This is a genomic window from Candidatus Cloacimonadaceae bacterium, assembly GCA_030693415.1.
GTDB lineage: Bacteria > Cloacimonadota > Cloacimonadia > Cloacimonadales > Cloacimonadaceae > JAUYAR01.
In genome coordinates this window covers 1-17508 of record JAUYAR010000079.1, presented here as the reverse complement: position 1 = coordinate 17508, position 17508 = coordinate 1, and the positions used below count along the sequence as shown (strand labels likewise).

Here is a 17508-nt window from a genome sequence, read left to right as displayed (position 1 = left end):
AAGCTGTCAATATATATTTTTCCTGCAAAGCCCTGATTTTGGACACTAATTGGCTATTTTCCGAAACTCAAATACTATTTTTCAATGAGTTACGATTCCAAAATGACTAAAAACACATTTTTCATGCGAAACTTGGGTTAGCAACTAATCTACCTATTTTATTTGAAATAGAACCCAAACAATGCACTAACTGAAACAAAGGCGGGACTTCCATCCCGCCTTTTCTATTTTGTCATTTTGACTTTAGTGATGTTTGTGGGTCGCTTCTTCGGTCACTTGTCCGGTATTGACCGAGCGTTTGAAGTAGTGGGTGTGCAGCAATTTATGCGCCAGAGGGGAGTTCGGCTCACCCAGGAAACGTTCATAAATGCGCAATACTTCGGGGTTGTGGTGGGATTTGCGCACCGGAAGGTTGCGATCTTCTTCATAAAGAGCCAAACCGCGTCTGGCGCGTGATGCGATGTCGTTGCCATAAGGCTGTCCACCACCGCCTACGCATCCTCCGGGGCATGCCATAATCTCGATGAAGTGCCAGGGGGATTCGCCGGTGGTTTTCAAGCCTTCGCGCACGGCATCCATCACCTTGCGGGCGTTGGAAAGACCGTGTGCCACAACAACTCGGAGATCACCAAATCCCGGCACCGGAACAGTGGCTTCCTTGACGCCCTCGAGTCCGCGAACTGCGTGGATATCGATTGCTTCCAGCTCTTCGCCGGTCACGAGTGTGTATGCGGAACGAATTGCCGCTTCCATCACTCCGCCGGTGGCGCCAAAGATGGTTCCCGCGCCGGTGTAGAAGCTCATACCTTCGTCCGCGTCCGCGTCTTTGAGGTTGGCAAAATCGATGCCGGCTTCCTTGATCATGCGCAGAAATTCACGGGTTGTGAGGACGTAATCGGTGTCCTGGAATCCGGAATCGCGCAATTCGGGGCGGCGAGCTTCAAACTTCTTCGCCGTGCAGGGCATGATCGCCACAGAGACGATCTTGGCGGGGTCGATGCCTCTTTCCTCGGCATAATAGGTCTTGGCAAGGACGCCGAACATGGACATAGGGGATTTTGCGGTGGATACGCAATCCGCGAGGTCGGGATAGTAGGTTTCCATGAATTTGATCCAGCCGGGGGAACAGGAAGTGATCAGGGGACGCTTTTCTCCAGCTTTGAGCCTGGCGACGCACTCGGTGCCTTCTTCCATGATCGTGAGATCGGCGGTGAAATTGGTGTCCATGATCGAATCAAAGCCGATTTTTCGCAGAGCGGCATACATTTTCTTGGCGGTGACGCTGCCCAGGGGCATGCCAAATTCCTCACCGAGGGACACGCGAATGGCAGGAGCTTCCTGTACTACCACGTGTTTTTCGGGATCGAGGATGGCATCCCAGACGGCATCGACTTCGCTGCGTTCCCGCAAAGCGCCGGTGGGGCAATAGACTGTGCATTGACCACAATTGACGCAGGGGCTGTTTGCCATGCCGTTTCCGAAGGCAGTGTCGATATGCGCGGCTATACCACGATCCGCCACGGTGAGTGCATAAACGGTCTGAACGTCGTTGCAGACAGTGATGCAGCGTCCGCAGGCAATGCACTTGTTGACGTCTCGGATGATGGAAAGACTGCTGTTGTCAACCAGTTGTTTATCCAGGATGCAGGGCAGGGCGTCGGGATCGACTCCGAGGTTGTTTGCCAGGGTCTGCAGCTCGCATTTGTTGTTTGCGGCGCAGGTGGGACAAACCACTTCATGGTTGGAAAGGATCAATTCGATCAGGGTCTTGCGGTAGGCACGCAGGTTTCTGGAATTGGTGGTAATCTTCATGCCTTCCATGACCGGAGTGCAGCAAGCGCGCTTGGGAGAAGGGTTTCCAGTAATATCAACCACGCAAACGCCGCAATTGGCGGTGGGCGGAAGATCGGGATGATAGCACAACCTTGGGATATATATCCCATATTTATCGGCGGCTTCGATGATCGTCATGGTGTCCGGGACTTCCAGATGATGACCATCGATCCAAACGTTGACTGTTTTAGCCATAGTTTCAAACCTCTTTATTTTTAATTACTTGTTATCGTGATGAATTCGTCTTTGAAGTTCTCGATCGCAGATCTGATCGCCATGATGGGGGATTGTCCCAAGGCGCAGAATGACGTTTGCTGCATGGTTTCGGCGATGAGGAGCATCAGCTCGACATCGTCCATGGTGCCCTCGCCTTTTTTGATCTTGGTGATGAGGCGGTAGAGCTGTTCGGAACCGTTGCGGCAGGGGGCGCATTTTCCACAGGATTCATGACGGAAGAAACGGATGATCGACCACAGTATATCGACGATGCTTTGATGCTCGTTCATCACGAGGATCGCGCCACTGCCGAGCACTGCAGCATATTGATTGAGGCTGGCAAAATCCATCTTGACGTCCAAAAGACGATCGGGAATGATCACACCTGCCGCTCCGCCGACCAACGCTGCTTTGAAACGGAAACCTTTCTTCATCCCGCCTGCATAGTCATTGATGATGGTGCGCAGGGTGCTGCCCATGTCCACTTCACAGAGACCGGGATGCGCAACGTCGCCCAATATCGTATAGACCTTCGTGCCGGGGCATTCGGGGGTGCCATACTTGAGAAATTCGTCAGCGCCTTTTTGGATGATGAAAGGGATATTTGCAAGGGTCTCGACGTTGTTCACGACCGTGGGGCAGCGCCATAAACCTTTGACACCCGGGAAGGGCGGTTTCCATCTGGGATTGCCGCGGTTTCCTTCGAGAGATTCGATCAGAGCGGTTTCCTCTCCGCAAACATAAGCTCCGGCACCGATTCTGATGTCGATATCGAAATCAAAACCGCTTTCAAAGATGTTTTTGCCGAGGATGCCATATTCGCGGCATTGGGCGATTGCTTTTTCAAGGCGTTCGATGCAGAGTTTGTATTCGCCGCGGATATAGATCCAGCCTTTGTTCGCACCGATGGCACGACCGCAGATCATGATCCCTTCAAGCAGTTGATGCGGATCGCCTTCCATGATGAGACGGTCTTTGAAAGTACCGGGTTCGCCTTCGTCGGCATTGACGACCACATATTTCTGCACAGCTTCAATGGGAGCGGTGAAACTCCATTTCATCCCGGCAGGAAAACCCGCGCCGCCGCGTCCGCGAAGACCGGATTTTTTGACTTCGTCAACGATCTGCTTGGGTTCCATCTGCGTGAGGGCTTTTTCGAGTGCTTCATATCCGCCGGCGCCGATGTATTCATCAATGCTTTCGGGATCAATGATGCCGGAATTGCGCAACACGATGCGTTTGTTATAATTGAGGATCGGGCTGAATTTTCCTGCTGCATCGAGCATGAGACGAGACAAGGGACGCCCCTTGAGGAAGTGTTCCGAGACAAGCTCGCTGATGTCTTCGATCCTGACGTCCTGATAGTTTACGTTTTCGGGATAGACGCTCAGGCATATTCCTTTGCCGAAGAAGCCGAGTGGACCGGTCTCGAGGATGTTGATCTCTTCCTGAAGGTTGTTCTTTTTCAGTTCGAGGCGCAGGGTTTGGATGAAGTCCTGCACTCCGGCTTTGAGGGAAGTTTCGTTGATTCCGACGAGAATGTGGCTACGATAGAATTTCATCAATTCCCCCTTCTGATCTTTTCGACGATTTCTTCCACCTTGTCTTCGGTGAGGTCGCCATAGACATCGTTGTTGACCATCATCACGGGTGCGTTTCCACAGACGCCGAGGCATGCACAAAGCTCAAGTGTGAAAAGCCCGTCTTTGCTTGTTCCGCCGGTTTCCACACCGAGCATGATTTTCATCTTGCGCAGTATGTTCTCGGAGCCTTTGATATAGCAAGGCGGAGATTCGCAAAGGCGGATGATATTCCTGCCGCGCGGAGATGTGCTATACATGGAGTAAAATGTGATCACTCCATAGATGTGGTTTGCGGGAACGCCGAGGTATTCCGCGATTACTTCCACAGCTTCTTCCGAAATGTAGTGCTGCGGGTGTGTATCCTGGATGTCGTGCAGGATATAGATCAGATTGTCTTTATCGGGAGAGTATTTTTTGCAGATTTCTTTATACATATCTTCCCCTGTATTAATCTTCGTGAGGGTGCTGCTTTTTCAGCGTATCACGTTTGGTTTTTTCTTCCGGGTGCATGCCGGGGACGCGGTTCACCGCTTTGACCGGGCATACGTCCTGACAATTTCCGCATTTGACACAGTCGAGTTGATGGATCGTATATTTCTCCTCGCGGCTGCCGGTAATGCAATTGACGGGGCACTTTCTGGCGCAGAGGGAACAGCCGATGCAGTTGTCCTTATCGATGTCAAAATGCATGAGAGCGAGACAGACCTTGGTGCTGCAACTGTGATCGCGGATGTGAGCTTCATATTCATCACGGAAATAGCGGATGGTGGAAAGCACTGGATTGGGAGCTGATTGTCCCAGTCCACAGAGCGAAAGGCGGCTCACTGCTTCGCCGAGGCGTTGAAGTTCTTCGATGTCGCCGATTTTACCATAACCATGGACGATGCGCTCAAGGATGTCATACATCTGTTTGAGCCCGATGCGGCAGGGCGAGCATTTTCCACAGGATTCATCCACGCAGAAATCCATAAAGTATTTGGCAATATTGACCATGCAATTTTGGTCGTTCATCACGATCACGCCGCCGGAACCCATCATCGCGCCGCGCGCTTTGAGGCTTTCATAATCCACGCCAACGTCCAGATGTTCGATGGTGAGGCAACCTCCTGAGGGTCCGCCCAGTTGCACAGCTTTGAATTTGCGTCCGCCGATTATGCCGCCGCCAACGTCAAAGATCAGTTCGCGCAGGGTGATCCCCATCGGGACTTCCACCAAGCCGGTGTTTCTGATATCTCCGGTCAAGGCAAAGACCTTGGTGCCTTTGCTAAGCTCGGTTCCCATGGACGCAAACCATTTGGCGCCCTTAACGAATATACTGGGAACATTTGCAAAGGTTTCCACGTTGTTCACGACCGTGGGTTTGCCCCAGAGGCCGCTTGTGGAGGGATAGGGAGGCTTGGGAGAGGGATTGCCGCGCATGCCTTCGATGGAGTGGATCAATGCCGTCTCCTCGCCACATACGAAAGCTCCCGCGCCGGTGCGAACTTCAGCATCGAAGCTGAACTTGCTGTCGAAGACGCTTTCCCCCATCAGACCCATCGCTTTGGCTTGTTCGATGGCGTGCTTGATGCGTTTTATCGCGAGGGGATATTCCGCGCGGATATAGAAAAACCCGCTGGTTGCGCCGATGGCATAGGCTGCGATCATCATTCCTTCAAGGATGCGGTGCGGGTCTCCTTCAAGGATCGAACGATCCATGAAGGCTCCGGGATCTCCCTCATCGCCGTTGCAGATGATATATTTCTCGTCGCTTTTGGCGTCGTGAACCATCTGCCATTTGGCGTGGGTGGGAAATCCGCCGCCGCCGCGACCTCGCAAGCCGGACTCTTTGATCACGTCGATCGCTTGTTGGGGTGTCATCGTGGTCAACACAGTTCCGAGGGCTTCGTATCCACCGGTGGCGATATACTCGTCCAAGCTTTCGGGATCGATGTAGCCGCAGTTTTCCAGCGCCACTTTCACCTGTTTCTGGTAAAAAGGAACGTCTTTCTGCGCAGCGAACGTCTTTTCTTCATCGTGTAGCATCAACCGTTGAACCGGTCTGCCTTTGATGAAGTGGTTTTCCACGATCTCCGAAACGTCTTCCGGAGTGACCGCTTTGTAGAAGATGCCTTCCGGATAGATGACCATGACAGGACCATAGTCGCAAGGACCCATACACCCCGTCTCGATGATGTTGATCTCGTTTGAGATCCCTTTTTCATTCAGGACTTCGTGAAAGCGTTCCTTGATTTTCAATGCGCCTGCCGATACGCAGCCGGAGCCGCAACAGATCAGCAGGTCAATTCTCTTGAGAGACATTGGCGATCCTCCCTATCAGTCGCCGGTGGCAACTACATAATCGGAGACGGTTCTTCCATTGACGATGTGTTCTACCACCACTTTCTTGACTTTGTCCGGGTTCATGTTTCCGTATGTGATTTTGGCTTTGCCATCTTCGATGACATCGACGACGGGTTCCATTGAGGAAAGCCCTTTCTCGCCGGTCTGGGTGACCAAGACGTCGGTGAGGTTGCGGTTTGAGATCTCTTCCAGAAAGGTCTTCATCACTTCACGGGCGCCCATCGCGATACCGGATGTTCCCATCCCCACGACGATCTTGATGCGCACGTTTCCGCCACGAAATTTCATTTCTTCCTGGGCTTTTTCACGGATTTTCTTAAGGTCTGCCAATGTTTTCATCAGACATCCTCCATGTTTGTATTTTGTATTCCTTCAAATAAACTTTGATCGATGTATTCAATCACATCGGGATAGGTGAGCGGGATATCGCCAAGCTCTTCTTTGATGGCGGCAGTATCGAAATGAAAGGACTGTTCATGCCCCCGCTCGCGACAGGTCAGATGGATGGAAAAATCTACTTCCGGGTGCCCGATAATCGATCCCAGAAGGGTATCCTTGAGGTTTCCAAGCGGCATACGGTCGATGTTGCTCAGTTCAAAATCCACCGTGAGCACCGTGCCAAAGCCAGGTTCGCTTGCCATCTTGAAACTGCCGTTGGCAAGCTCCGCGTTCTGTTTAAACAGCGGAATACCGAGCCCGACCTTCTTTTCCCGTTCGGCTTTGCTGGTATAGAAAGGATCCTGCGCTCTTTCCAGGGTCTGGGTGTCCATCCCCACTCCGTCGTCTTCGACAATGATGCGCAAACGGTTCTTTTCAGCGTTATTGATCACGCGCACCTTGATGTTTCTGGCTTTCGCTCGCACGGAGTTTTCGATGATGTCCAGAAGGTGCAGAGAGATATCTTGCATGCTGTTTTCCGTTTATTGATAGCGTTTGAAGATCTCGGAGACTTTGTCCCTGGTTTCGATCCTGCCAAAAGTGTCTTCCCCGATGACGAAAACCGGAGCCAGAGAGCAGGCACCGACGCAGCGCACCGCGCTCATGGTAAAAAGCCCGTCTTTGGAGGTCTCCCCCATTTCGATTCCGAGGTGTTCGGAGATCATTTGGATCAGGCGGGGAGCGCCTTTGACGAAACATGCCGTGCCGGTGCAGACATTGAGCATAAACTTGCCGCGGGGTTTCATCGAAAAGAAGTTATAAAACGTCACCACGCCAAAGATCTTACTCACAGGAAGATTCATCTCTTTACCGATAAATTCCTGCACTTCGACGGGCAGGTATCCAAATATCTCCTGCGCCATGCGCAAAATCTCGATCAGCGGATTGCGCAGATCCTTTTTCTCCCCTATCACCACCCTGAGGCGGTCATAGAGAGGATTGTCAAGCTGAGATACGGAATTCATATCTCCTCCTTCTATCTTATATAATTATATTTCTGTGATCAAGACGCAGTGCCGCTTTGGCGAGTTCGGAAGCGCCGGCTTCCAAAACCCGGATGCGGCTGAAACCGCTGCCGAGATCGCTCAAATAATGAGCGTCCGAGCTGCGGATCAGTGTCTTTCCCGAAAAAACGGGCTGCTTTTGTAAAAACCTGCTTACGTCCGCGCGCGCAGTTATCCCGAAAGCGTTAAAACGCGGTTTTTCAGGCAGGAAACCGAGCTGGCTGATAATACTGTTCACACCGGAGTCAACATGCGCCGGAACGCAGAATCCATCATGCGCCAAAGCCATTTCCACTGCGGTGTTCAAGTCCCACAGCGATGAGTTTGACAGCGCTCGTTGCTCCACGGATAAAATGTTCTCATTTTCGTCAATGATAACTTGATCGCCGAAAAAATCCGCGTCGTTATCGAGCGGCAGCAGAGACGCATATACTTCCTGATCAAAGGCTTGCGCCAGCACCACGTTGTCAAAATAGACGAGCAGGTGGATCTCCTCCGAGGTTTGAAGCTCCATCCCCCAGGTAAATTCGATACCTGCGCGTTTTGCGACTGCTTCATAGGCGGGGCAATTTGCCATGCTGTTGTGATCCGTGATCGCAAACCAATCGATACCGATGGTTTTCAGGCGCGCCACGAGTTCCCGCGGCGACATCTCCAATCCTCCGCAGGGCGAAAGAACGGAATGGATATGCAGATCCGCGTTGAACCAGCGCATTTCCGGGTATCAGTTTTCCAGTTGTTTGTAAAGGATTCCGGCAAGTTCAAAAGGCGTCAAAGCGCTGGTGATCAGACAGATGCCTTCTTCGAGGGCTTTTTCGATCACCGGAGCTTCCGGAACTCCGCCTTTGGCAAAAACTATCGCCGGAATACCGGTCATGGATGCCACTGCCACCACGTTCAAGTGTTTCATGATGGTGATCCAAGCTTGTCCCGCTTTCGCGGAGCCCATCACATCTGAGAGCATGTCACAGACGTATCCGTCCGTGATCCCGATTTCTTCTGCATCGATCGCCGGAGTCAGATTCGAGCCGCCGACCGCATGTAAGTAATCCGAAAGTTTGATCATGTTATCTATCCTTTTTGCATATATATAGCTTGATTACCGGCATCAATCCTCTTCTTTGGAATGACGCTTGAGCAGCACCAAACAATCATCGATCGTGGCTTTGCCCAGCACGATATCTTCCGCCAGGGCATAGCAGGTGGGAGATCCGCAGGCGCTGCAGTTTAAGCCCGGCAGCATGGTGAGAAACTCGTTTATTTTCTTCATCTTTTTGATGGCGGTTTTGATGTCCTTATCCAGCTCCATGATCGGACGCGCGGTCAGGGGAGCGACGGCAAACTCTCCATCATGGTAAAGCTCTTCGAGATTATGGATATCGATGATTTGCTCCTCGCCTTCCTTGATCATTTTCTGTATCCGGCTCATTGCCACGAAGGGATTCTCCACATTGAGGCAGCCGCCCACGCAACCGTTTGTGCAACTGCGCAATACGATATAGTCATATTGATCAAGGTAGTGATCTTCCACGCGGGAAAGGATGTCCATCACGTTTTCGATCCCGTTCACCGAAAGCGCGCGAATATCCTCGCAATCAACAAGTTCCGCTTGCACTCCGGAGAGCGCCCAAGTCAATCCTTTGGGATATGTATCTATTTCCACGGGGTTGTTTTGCACCTTTTTGATCAGTTCGCGCACCTTGCCATAGATCATTCCGATGGAAAAAGCCCCGTCCTGCAAATGCTTGTAAACGCCCTCAGGCTGATGGACAGCGGTCACGTGAGCCACGCAGGGCACGATCAAAAAGATACCGATCTCGTCTTCATTGAGCTGTTTTTCTTCCCTGATTTTCTCTCTTAAATAGCGGGTGAGAATGCTCATCGGCGCTTCCAGGTGGAAGAGATTGGGCAAAAGCGCAGGATATTTCACCTGGATCAGACGAACCACCGCGGGACAGTTGCTGGAAAGGATGGGACGCTTGTCCCGATTGGCACGGATATAATCCCGGATTATCTTGATCATAAAATCCGTCACCATCGCCTCTTCCGCCGCCTCGTCAAAGCCAAGCTCCAGAAGTGCTTGCTTGGCAACTGCATAGGATATGTCTTCGGTGAATTGACCAAAATATGATGACGAAATGATCGCCACCCGATATTTGAATTTATTCAAGGTTTCGAGCGAGTCGCTGCGTGGAATGATGGCATGGAATTGACAGATGGAGACGCAGTTGCCGCAATCGATGCAACGGTTTGGATCGATCGAAGCTTTGCGGTCTCGCACCCTGATCGCCTCAGTGGGACAGACCTTCACACAGGCAGTGCAGCCCGTGCAGTTATCCGCAAGGATCTGAAGAGCATGAAAGTATTGCTTCTTTTCGTCGTTCATATCGGTGTGAAATAGATGATCAGTTCCACCAGCGTCGGGCAATTTTTTGCCGAAACGATGTGCAGAGCATCCGCGTTTCTTAGGATGTTGGGAAGCCCCAAACCGGCTCCGAAACCAAACTCGCGAACCAATTCGTCCGCGGTGGAAAATCCAGGAATCATTGCTTGGTCAATATCGGCAATGCCCGGTCCCCGGTCTTCAAACTTGATGTGGATCATGTCGTCATAGATATGGCTTGTCATCTTTCCGCCAATTGAGTGTGCGGCGACGTTGATTTCCGCTTCATAAGCGGCAACCGCCACCCGGCGCAGGATGTCATTGTCCACTCCCAGGCGTTTGAGCAGGTTTTTGACCTCGGCGGAGCCCCTGCCCGCGGAATTGAAATCCTTTTCCGGAATCGCAGATTCCAGGGTCACCTCGGCTTCGGGAACATCCGTAAAATAACGGGTAATCGCGTCCTCAAAACCGGGGCTGACGTTCCAGTATTCCGCCATCTCAGATCTTGCAACTGCGCAATCCGGCATTGAACAACAACCCGCTGGAACGATATAACGTCATATTTGTGGCAAGTAGCGGCAGATTCCGCTCCTTTGCCATTTCCACAATCTCTTGCAAGGGCTTTTTCCCTCGCACAAATACTATCGCCGTCAGATCGATCATGTCCGATAGACGGATCACCTGATTGTTCGTCAACCCCGTCAAAAGAAGGGTCGGCTCCTTGGTGCACATCAGGATGTCGCTGATCAGATCCGAGGCAAAGGCGCATGGAACTGGTGTCTCCATCCCCGTTCCGGGCAGGATCACTTCCGCTTCCAGCATGTTCGCTATGTCATTTAAAGTCATTCAGTTCACCTATTGATTTATGTGCAGAACAGCTCTGCCGGAGAGCCCCTATCAGTCAAGGAAAATAGTTTGCACGCGGAACAAACCGCTTGCTTGAAAGACCGAACGATACAAATGCTTGCGGGCAGCCGGTGAAACATATCGGAGACGATACCGGTTGGGGTTGCAGGACGGTTCAAGGAGGAGAAAAACCGGCGTCGGCAAGAGCTCAATCCGGCGGGATCAACGTCTCCCACCATCGTCAACACCATCTTTTTTCGGCGTAAAACTGGTGGGGAAATTGCGGAAATATGACTTAAAATGGCGTAACTCATGGCGTAATATCAGATGGCGTAATATCAGGCGTAATATCAGATAAAATCATGAAATAGGTATCTGTTATATTTACCAATCACTACAATGTGTCACCCAAAGTTTCAAATGAGTGTCACCTGTCACAGTGGTCTTAATTGTTTATGTGGTGGAGAGATAGATAAGATATGCTTTGGACTGTGTCACAGTGCTTTTTAGACTGTTTTGGACGTATTTGGATCACCTTTATTTCAAATTTGCGCTCATTTTGGACTGGTTTCGGAATCATCAGATTTTTCGGAAAGGGCATCAGATTTATAGACCCGCAATTGGAGCGCTAAGGGGCCGATCATGGTTAGCGAGTCATTCTGATCTGAGTCTATAATAAGAACACGAAAGTCTTTATTGAGCGGTTGGAGCAGAACTCCCTTGCGAGCCGGATCATACTGAATCCTTTTCAGGGTAATGCCTCCCTCGAATCTGACGGCACAGATTTTACCGTCCACATTGTCCCAGGTGAGCTGCTTGCGGATCAGCACAACATCATTATGCAGGATCTGCGGCTCCATGCTCTCACCGTTAACTTTGAAGGCAATGTAGTTGTCCGTACCGAGTGGGATATACTTGGTTGGGATTTCGACAGAATCCGCCGATTCATAGTCATCTCTCACTTCGAGTGGTTGTCCGGCGGAAATTTCCGCCGCAATCGGGAAGATTGAGGTACGTACGTAAGTCCTATCAAAATCATTGACTAAGGTCGGGTGCCCATCCACAATCTGCACCTTCTTGGAAGTCTTGATGTCGGGTCCCATCTCCCAGACAGCTTGGATAAACATCGAGCCTTCTCCTCTGAGTAACCAGTTCACATTCACTCCGGCTTCGACTAATTTAGCTAAGAATTCCGACTCCGGATAGCGCTCATTGTTCTTATAACGAGACATAGAATTGGGCGAAATACCGAATTTTTCATTGAACTCGTAGTTCTTCAAATGCAATGCTTTGACCAGCATTCCGAGCCTAGCGCCGATATCTTCTGCCTTCATTTCTCCCCCTTTGGGATGATATTCTGCTTGACAATACCTCTATGGGTATTATTATGCATCTAAGGTCAACATAGGACAATGAAAACACCCTGACTTGTCCTGTCAAGAACTAAATTTTATAGTGTGATTGGGCGGCGGATTCTTCCAGCGGTCTCAGAAGTTTTTCAATAGTGCTCGGAAACAGCAGAAAGGACTTCCCAAGTTATTGCAGCGCAGTTATGTAGAGACCAACAATAATTTGAGGGAGGCGCTTATGAAAGCGACTACTTACGAGACCGGGGGCAGAGTGGTCAAGGACGACCACTGTGACACATTGAGCACTGTGACACTTGTCACAGTGGTTTCCAATCGGGAGAAAATGCCGTTAATGCTGATTACAAGATGCTTTGAGCACTGTGACACATTAAATCGGCGGAATTATGTCACAGTGGTGCCAGATCACTCGACCACTGTGACACATCACAGAAACGGAATTGTCACAGTGCTTTTACCGGTAACTGATTTTTATTGGAAGAGGCTGAAAATGAGCAAACGCAAGATCAATGCGGTCTGGCTGACCGTCGAACGGGTGGCGGAGTTGATGAACTGTTCCACCCGGACAGTATGGCGGTTCGTGAAGCGCAACCGGATAACAGTATATAAGCAGCAGATAGCCTTAGGCAGCAGCCGGGTAATGAAAGCCTTTCTGCTGACCAGTCCCGATATACTCGTGAGTGAGATGGCAGACTGCGAAGCCAAGGGTATGCTTCCGGGCGAGTTCATTGAGATTGGCATCGAAGTGGATGGCAAGCTCATGTACAGCGCTCTTATTTATCAATACAGAGAATGTAAAACTGAGGATGGTAATTATTATGAAGCCTTATGACTTTACGATAGAGGAGTACACTGAGTTCTTCAACAAGTGCTTCCCTGATCGGGAAAAAGTGCCCTGGCTTGGTGATCTGATCTCTAATCGGAATAGAAAACCCAAGGATGTGTCATCTCCTGCTTATGTATCGGATATTGAAGTTGATGATGCCGATTCTTTGCTTGATAGCCAGTCTGAGAAGGATCTACATCCGGCTCAGACCCTCCCGGCTGTAACAGTCCAACTGGAACCAAAAGGACAGTATATCGATTTCACGCCCTATAATCAGAACTATACCAAGTATGATGCCGAGGCTAAGCTCTATGGTCACTTCTGCGCCATTGTGCTCAACCGCCTGACTGATTGTGAGTTCAAAGTGGAAGAGTGGCTGCGGATAACCGAAGAGTACAACAATGGCAGCTTGGTGCCGGAACTCTACCGGCTTCGGGGCAAGAGAACCGATAGAGCGCTCAGGCTCTGGATTGAACGCTATCAGGAGTCTGAGCAGGATATGTTTGCCCTGATCCACAGAGGTCGCAATAAAGAGCGTAAGCGCAAGGTAACCGAAGAGGAAAGCGCACTGCTGCTCAATGTGCTGTTGCATCCTAATCAAGTGACCATCGGTTCTGCCATCAATGCTCTTAAAACAAAAACCAGAATGGGGATGCTCGAATCTCCCTCCAGTGTGCCAACCTTAAGACGCTGGTGCCGGGAATGGGAGCGAGACAATCCTGCCATCTGGAATCAAACCCGCAAGGGCAGTAAATACGTAGCTGAGCATATCATCAAGACGATCATGCGGGACAGCAGCATCCTCGATGTGGGAGAAGTATGGGTGGCAGACGGTCATACTTTGGCATTCGATATCCTCAATCCCAAGACCGGGAAAGCGCAACGCATGACCATGATCATGGTTCTGGACTGGGCAAGCCGCTATCCGGTAGGCGCATCACTCGCCTTTACCGAAGACAGCCATCACATCCAGATCGCATTTAGAAACGGTTTCCTGAACTGGGGAGCGCTACCTAAGTTTGTCTATCTCGATAATGGCAGAGCCTTCAAGAGTAAACTCTTTCATGAGACCTGGGAAGAGCATGATCTGGAGAAAGAACTGGCTGGTATCTTCCCCAAGCTTAATATCGGAGCCCAGTTCGCAGCCAGCTACAATGCCAAAGCTAAAGTGATCGAACGGTTCTTCAAGACCTTCCAGGAGCAGTTTGAGCGGTTCATCTCCAGCTTCCGGGGCTCCTGTATTGATAACAAGCCTGCCACGCTAATGCGGAATGAGAAATGGGCACAGAAGCTATACAAGTCTGAACCACCCACTATTGAGGAAGCCATGCAGATGATCGGCTTCTATGTCCGGTATGTCTATGGTGAGAATCCGCATGAGGGACTGAAGGGCAAGACTCCCTGGCAGGTATTCAGTTCTGCTTCTCTGCCGGAAGACAGGCTGGTGCAACCATGTAAACTCAATTTTATGATGCTGAGTACAGAACGCAAGGCAGTACGTAACGATGGCATCGTCTTTAACAAACTCCGCTACTGGCATCCGGCTTTGATCGACTACATCGGTAAGTCAGTGATCTTCAGATACGACCTGGCTGATGCGAGGTGGATACTGGTCTATGATACCAAAGACGTATTCATCTGCCAGGCAGAGCTCCGGCAGACTCAGCATCCCTTCATCAAGCTGGCTATGGATCAGCCGCTGGCGCATAAGGCTCTCAAGCAGGAATACACCTACATCAAGAAGCTGCAGCGCAATACCGAGCAACGCTCCAAGATCTTCGTGAAACGTAATCAGGAGACGGTCGATGCCCTACTTGAACCCTACCGCAAAGCCATTGCTGCCAGTGAGAACCCCACTTTTATCCAACCTCCGGCTATCGAAGCACCTCAGCCGGGTCCGGAGCAGTTCATTGAAAACCTGGAACACCAGATAGCCGGATTGACCTTCGAACCCAGTCTCCCAGTTCCAACAGAGGAGAAGAGCATGGATGTTCCGGTTGATGACGAGCAAGACTCAGATACCAATCCCTTCGTAAACAACAGCTTCAAACAGATGTGCGACTTCATCGGCATCAAACAAGCAACGAAATGACACCGAATAAAGATAAGGAGATAAGATGAAACAAGGCAAACTGATCAGAATCAGCAACGTTGAGAAAGCCGATGAGACGATCAGGTTCCTGCTCAACCGTCCCAAGCTGGAGATGGTGGGATTGGGACTGATCTACGGCAAGCCCGGATTGGGCAAGACCACCTATGCCAACCGCATCGCCTTCAGCAAAGGCTATATCTATCTGCGGCTGGAGGCAACCACCACACCCAAGTCTTTCGCAGTGCATCTGCTGACCGCACTCTACAAGCGCTTCAATCTTGGAGAGTACATCCCCATGGGCACCGCCAATAACCTATTCAAAGCTTGTCTGCAGATATTGGAAGATCATGAAGACACAGTCATTGTAATCGATGAGATCGACTATGCCTTCCGGCACGAACAACTGCTCGGTGCGATCCGGGACATCGTAGATGAGACGCTGACTGTGGTTATTCTGGTCGGGATGCAGAATGCCAAAGACAGACTGGCGCAGATCAATGAATACTACTTTGATCGCTGCAACAGCTTCTATGAGTTCCAGCCGGTCACCAAAGCCGATATCAAAGCCATAGCCACTCAGATATTGGATGTGGAGGTAGGCAGAGAGATGATTGAGATCGTCTACCACAACTGTGCCGGTAACCTCAGAAAAGCCATGAAGCTGATGCACATGTTAGAGACAGCCATCCAGAAGCAGCCCAATATTCCACTGCATGACATCGACTTCAGGAAGGCTCTATGAGCACTCGGGAACTGGTGGACAACTTCATCAGCCAGTACAACAAACCGTTCTCGGCGCAGACTGCTGCCACTTTAACTCAGACAGAGTTAGATGAGATAGAGCCTATTCTGGATGAGTTGCTGCAAACCGAAAAGATCAAGCTGATTAGTCACACCGAGCGCATCTATGCCAGAGCCAATCGTTACCGCACTCAGATCGGATATCAGCACTACAAGGGCTGGAGCTTTGACCAAGGCGCAGCCCACCAGCTGCTCGATCTCCTGGAGCAAGGCAAATATAAGTCCATCCGAGACATTGCTCAGACGATCGGTAAATCCAGACAGTGGGTCTATATCTATCTGGAAGCACTGGCATCCATTGACGTGATCGATCTGCGGAGTTTCACTTATGTGGTTATCTCCCGCAAGAACGTTCACAAGATCGGCAGAAAAGTCACCAAGGGCATCCTGAGCATGCTGCGTGGTCTGAACAAGATCGGCGGACACAGGATCATCGACTAAAACCAACCCCAAACTAAAACGAGGGTATTACTATGACGAAAGAACAGAGAGAACGCTACCTGCGGCAAGATATCCACGGCTTGCGGGTCAAGAAGTTCAGATGGACAGAAGAGGAGCTGAAAGGCTTGCTCAAGTATCTGGGTCTGGGAGACTCCCTGACCGCTTTGGATGAACTTACCCTGACCGAACTGAAGCTTATCCTGATGCGGGTACGCCTTACCAACAAGCCTGATGAATACACTTATGACAAACAGGGCATGTATATGCACTCCCTGATGCTCAGAGCCAAATGGGATGAGCACAAGCTCAGGACCTTCATGATCACCCACTATCGCAAAAGCCACTGGAACCTGCTCGATATGAATGAGCGCAAGGCAGTTATCGCCATGCTCCAGAACTACATCAAGAAAGCAGCAATCCAAGCATCTAAACAAGAAAATGAAAATAGAACAGATAGAACAGAAAATCAGCAAAAGGAGAACTCTCATGGAAACCACCAACACCCCCAAGGCTAAGAAAACTGCCGACCGCACCAGAATTGACGCTAGCGGTCAGAGCATTCCCATCTCGATTATCAAACCGGAAATCCTCAAGCAGGATGCCATCGTAGCCAAGACCATCGAACGTGTCCAGAAACTGCATGACCGCATTGTCGCCGACAAAGCCAAGCTCTTTGAGGATGTAGAGTTGTACCTGCAGCAGGTAGCTGAGAAGAACGGCTTGCTGTGGAAAGGTAATGCCCTGCTCAACAGCTTTGACGGCAAGTACAGAGTTGAAATCAGGTTCAAAGAGCATATCCAGTTCGGCTTGGAGCTACAACTTGCCAAGCAGAAGATCGACGAGTGCCTGAAAGCCTGGACATCGGACTCCAACGTCAATCTCAGAGCTATCATCAGTGAAGCCTTCCAAGTCGACAAGAAAGGCGAGATCGCCAAATACCGTATCCTAAGACTGCGCCGCTACAACATCAAGGATCCGGTCTGGAAGGAAGCAATGGAGTTGATTGATGCCGCTATCCAAGTCGTATCCACCAAGCAGTATATCACTTTCTACGAGAAAGACGGTTCCGGGCAAGTCCGTCAGATTGTGCTCAACTTCACCGCATTATAAGATAAGAAAGAGTGGCAGCGTTATGCATGCTTATTTGAAAGAAATATGGGAGAATGAATAATGGCATCTATGAATACCAATACTGCCGAGGTAATAGAAACGATGAATGTTTTTAATGATGACCGCAACTACCGGACTGATGAGATAGCCGATGTGCTCAGGGTCGATCGCTCCAGTGTTTACCGCTGGATCAGAGACATCCCAGATCCTCTGCCTGCCTTCCGC

The 17508-nt window shown here is 50.5% G+C and carries 19 protein-coding genes; 6 read left to right on the top strand and 13 right to left on the bottom strand.

Annotated elements, in window-relative coordinates:
• Positions 1-243: 243 nt before the first annotated feature.
• From Q8M98_04875 to Q8M98_04815, 13 genes are all read right to left on the bottom strand, one after another.
• Positions 244-2028, bottom strand: a complete 1785-nt coding sequence (locus Q8M98_04875; GenBank protein MDP3114094.1) for an NADH-dependent [FeFe] hydrogenase, group A6 — start codon at positions 2026-2028, stop codon at positions 244-246.
• A gap of 20 nt (positions 2029-2048) precedes the next feature.
• Positions 2049-3611, bottom strand: coding sequence for an NADH-quinone oxidoreductase subunit NuoF (gene nuoF / locus Q8M98_04870; protein MDP3114093.1), 1563 nt, complete (start codon positions 3609-3611; stop codon positions 2049-2051).
• On the bottom strand, positions 3611-4066 hold the full coding sequence (nuoE, locus tag Q8M98_04865) for an NADH-quinone oxidoreductase subunit NuoE (protein MDP3114092.1): 456 nt from the start codon (positions 4064-4066) through the stop codon (positions 3611-3613). The genes nuoF and nuoE overlap by 1 nt, the downstream gene beginning before the upstream one ends.
• 13 nt (positions 4067-4079) lie before the next feature.
• Positions 4080-5933 (bottom strand): NADH-quinone oxidoreductase subunit NuoF, encoded by a 1854-nt coding sequence (locus tag Q8M98_04860; GenBank protein ID MDP3114091.1) that lies wholly within the window; start codon positions 5931-5933, stop codon positions 4080-4082.
• A 15-nt stretch (positions 5934-5948) separates the two neighbouring features.
• Positions 5949-6314: a (2Fe-2S) ferredoxin domain-containing protein gene (locus Q8M98_04855; GenBank protein MDP3114090.1), complete on the bottom strand. Its 366-nt coding sequence runs from the start codon at positions 6312-6314 to the stop codon at positions 5949-5951.
• On the bottom strand, positions 6314-6883 hold the full coding sequence (locus Q8M98_04850; GenBank protein MDP3114089.1) for an ATP-binding protein: 570 nt from the start codon (positions 6881-6883) through the stop codon (positions 6314-6316). The genes Q8M98_04855 and Q8M98_04850 overlap by 1 nt, the downstream gene beginning before the upstream one ends.
• 12 nt (positions 6884-6895) lie before the next feature.
• Entirely contained in the window at positions 6896-7378 is a 483-nt protein-coding gene (locus Q8M98_04845; GenBank protein MDP3114088.1) for an NAD(P)H-dependent oxidoreductase subunit E, read from the bottom strand.
• A gap of 16 nt (positions 7379-7394) precedes the next feature.
• Positions 7395-8132 carry a PHP domain-containing protein gene (locus tag Q8M98_04840; protein ID MDP3114087.1) on the bottom strand — a complete coding sequence of 246 codons (738 nt, stop codon included), beginning with the start codon at positions 8130-8132 and terminating at the stop codon, positions 7395-7397.
• A gap of 9 nt (positions 8133-8141) precedes the next feature.
• The gene (locus tag Q8M98_04835) at positions 8142-8483 is read right to left on the bottom strand and encodes a hypothetical protein (protein ID MDP3114086.1); all 342 of its coding nucleotides are present in this window, start codon (positions 8481-8483) and stop codon (positions 8142-8144) included.
• A 42-nt stretch (positions 8484-8525) separates the two neighbouring features.
• On the bottom strand, positions 8526-9845 hold the full coding sequence (locus Q8M98_04830) for a [Fe-Fe] hydrogenase large subunit C-terminal domain-containing protein (GenBank protein MDP3114085.1): 1320 nt from the start codon (positions 9843-9845) through the stop codon (positions 8526-8528).
• Entirely contained in the window at positions 9800-10297 is a 498-nt protein-coding gene (locus Q8M98_04825) for an ATP-binding protein (GenBank protein ID MDP3114084.1), read from the bottom strand. The genes Q8M98_04830 and Q8M98_04825 overlap by 46 nt, the downstream gene beginning before the upstream one ends.
• 1 nt (position 10298) lies before the next feature.
• Positions 10299-10646, bottom strand: coding sequence for a transcriptional regulator (locus Q8M98_04820; GenBank protein MDP3114083.1), 348 nt, complete (start codon positions 10644-10646; stop codon positions 10299-10301).
• A gap of 554 nt (positions 10647-11200) precedes the next feature.
• Positions 11201-11980 carry a S24 family peptidase gene (locus tag Q8M98_04815; GenBank protein MDP3114082.1) on the bottom strand — a complete coding sequence of 260 codons (780 nt, stop codon included), beginning with the start codon at positions 11978-11980 and terminating at the stop codon, positions 11201-11203.
• A gap of 253 nt (positions 11981-12233) precedes the next feature.
• On the opposite strand from Q8M98_04815, the gene Q8M98_04810 reads away from it, so the two are divergent.
• From Q8M98_04810 to Q8M98_04785, 6 genes are read left to right on the top strand one after another with little or no spacing between them, the layout of a single operon-like run.
• A complete protein-coding gene (locus Q8M98_04810; GenBank protein MDP3114081.1) occupies positions 12234-12845 on the top strand; it encodes a helix-turn-helix domain-containing protein in 612 nt (203 codons plus the stop codon).
• Positions 12832-14931 carry a Mu transposase C-terminal domain-containing protein gene (locus tag Q8M98_04805; protein ID MDP3114080.1) on the top strand — a complete coding sequence of 700 codons (2100 nt, stop codon included), beginning with the start codon at positions 12832-12834 and terminating at the stop codon, positions 14929-14931. The genes Q8M98_04810 and Q8M98_04805 overlap by 14 nt, the downstream gene beginning before the upstream one ends.
• A 25-nt stretch (positions 14932-14956) precedes the next feature.
• Positions 14957-15673, top strand: a complete 717-nt coding sequence (locus tag Q8M98_04800; protein ID MDP3114079.1) for an ATP-binding protein — start codon at positions 14957-14959, stop codon at positions 15671-15673.
• A complete protein-coding gene (locus Q8M98_04795; GenBank protein MDP3114078.1) occupies positions 15670-16173 on the top strand; it encodes a hypothetical protein in 504 nt (167 codons plus the stop codon). Before Q8M98_04800 ends, Q8M98_04795 begins: the two co-directional genes overlap by 4 nt.
• Before the next feature lie 32 nt (positions 16174-16205).
• Positions 16206-16688: a hypothetical protein gene (locus Q8M98_04790; protein MDP3114077.1), complete on the top strand. Its 483-nt coding sequence runs from the start codon at positions 16206-16208 to the stop codon at positions 16686-16688.
• Positions 16660-17283, top strand: coding sequence for a DUF3164 family protein (locus Q8M98_04785; GenBank protein ID MDP3114076.1), 624 nt, complete (start codon positions 16660-16662; stop codon positions 17281-17283). The genes Q8M98_04790 and Q8M98_04785 overlap by 29 nt, the downstream gene beginning before the upstream one ends.
• Positions 17284-17508 lie beyond the last annotated feature (225 nt).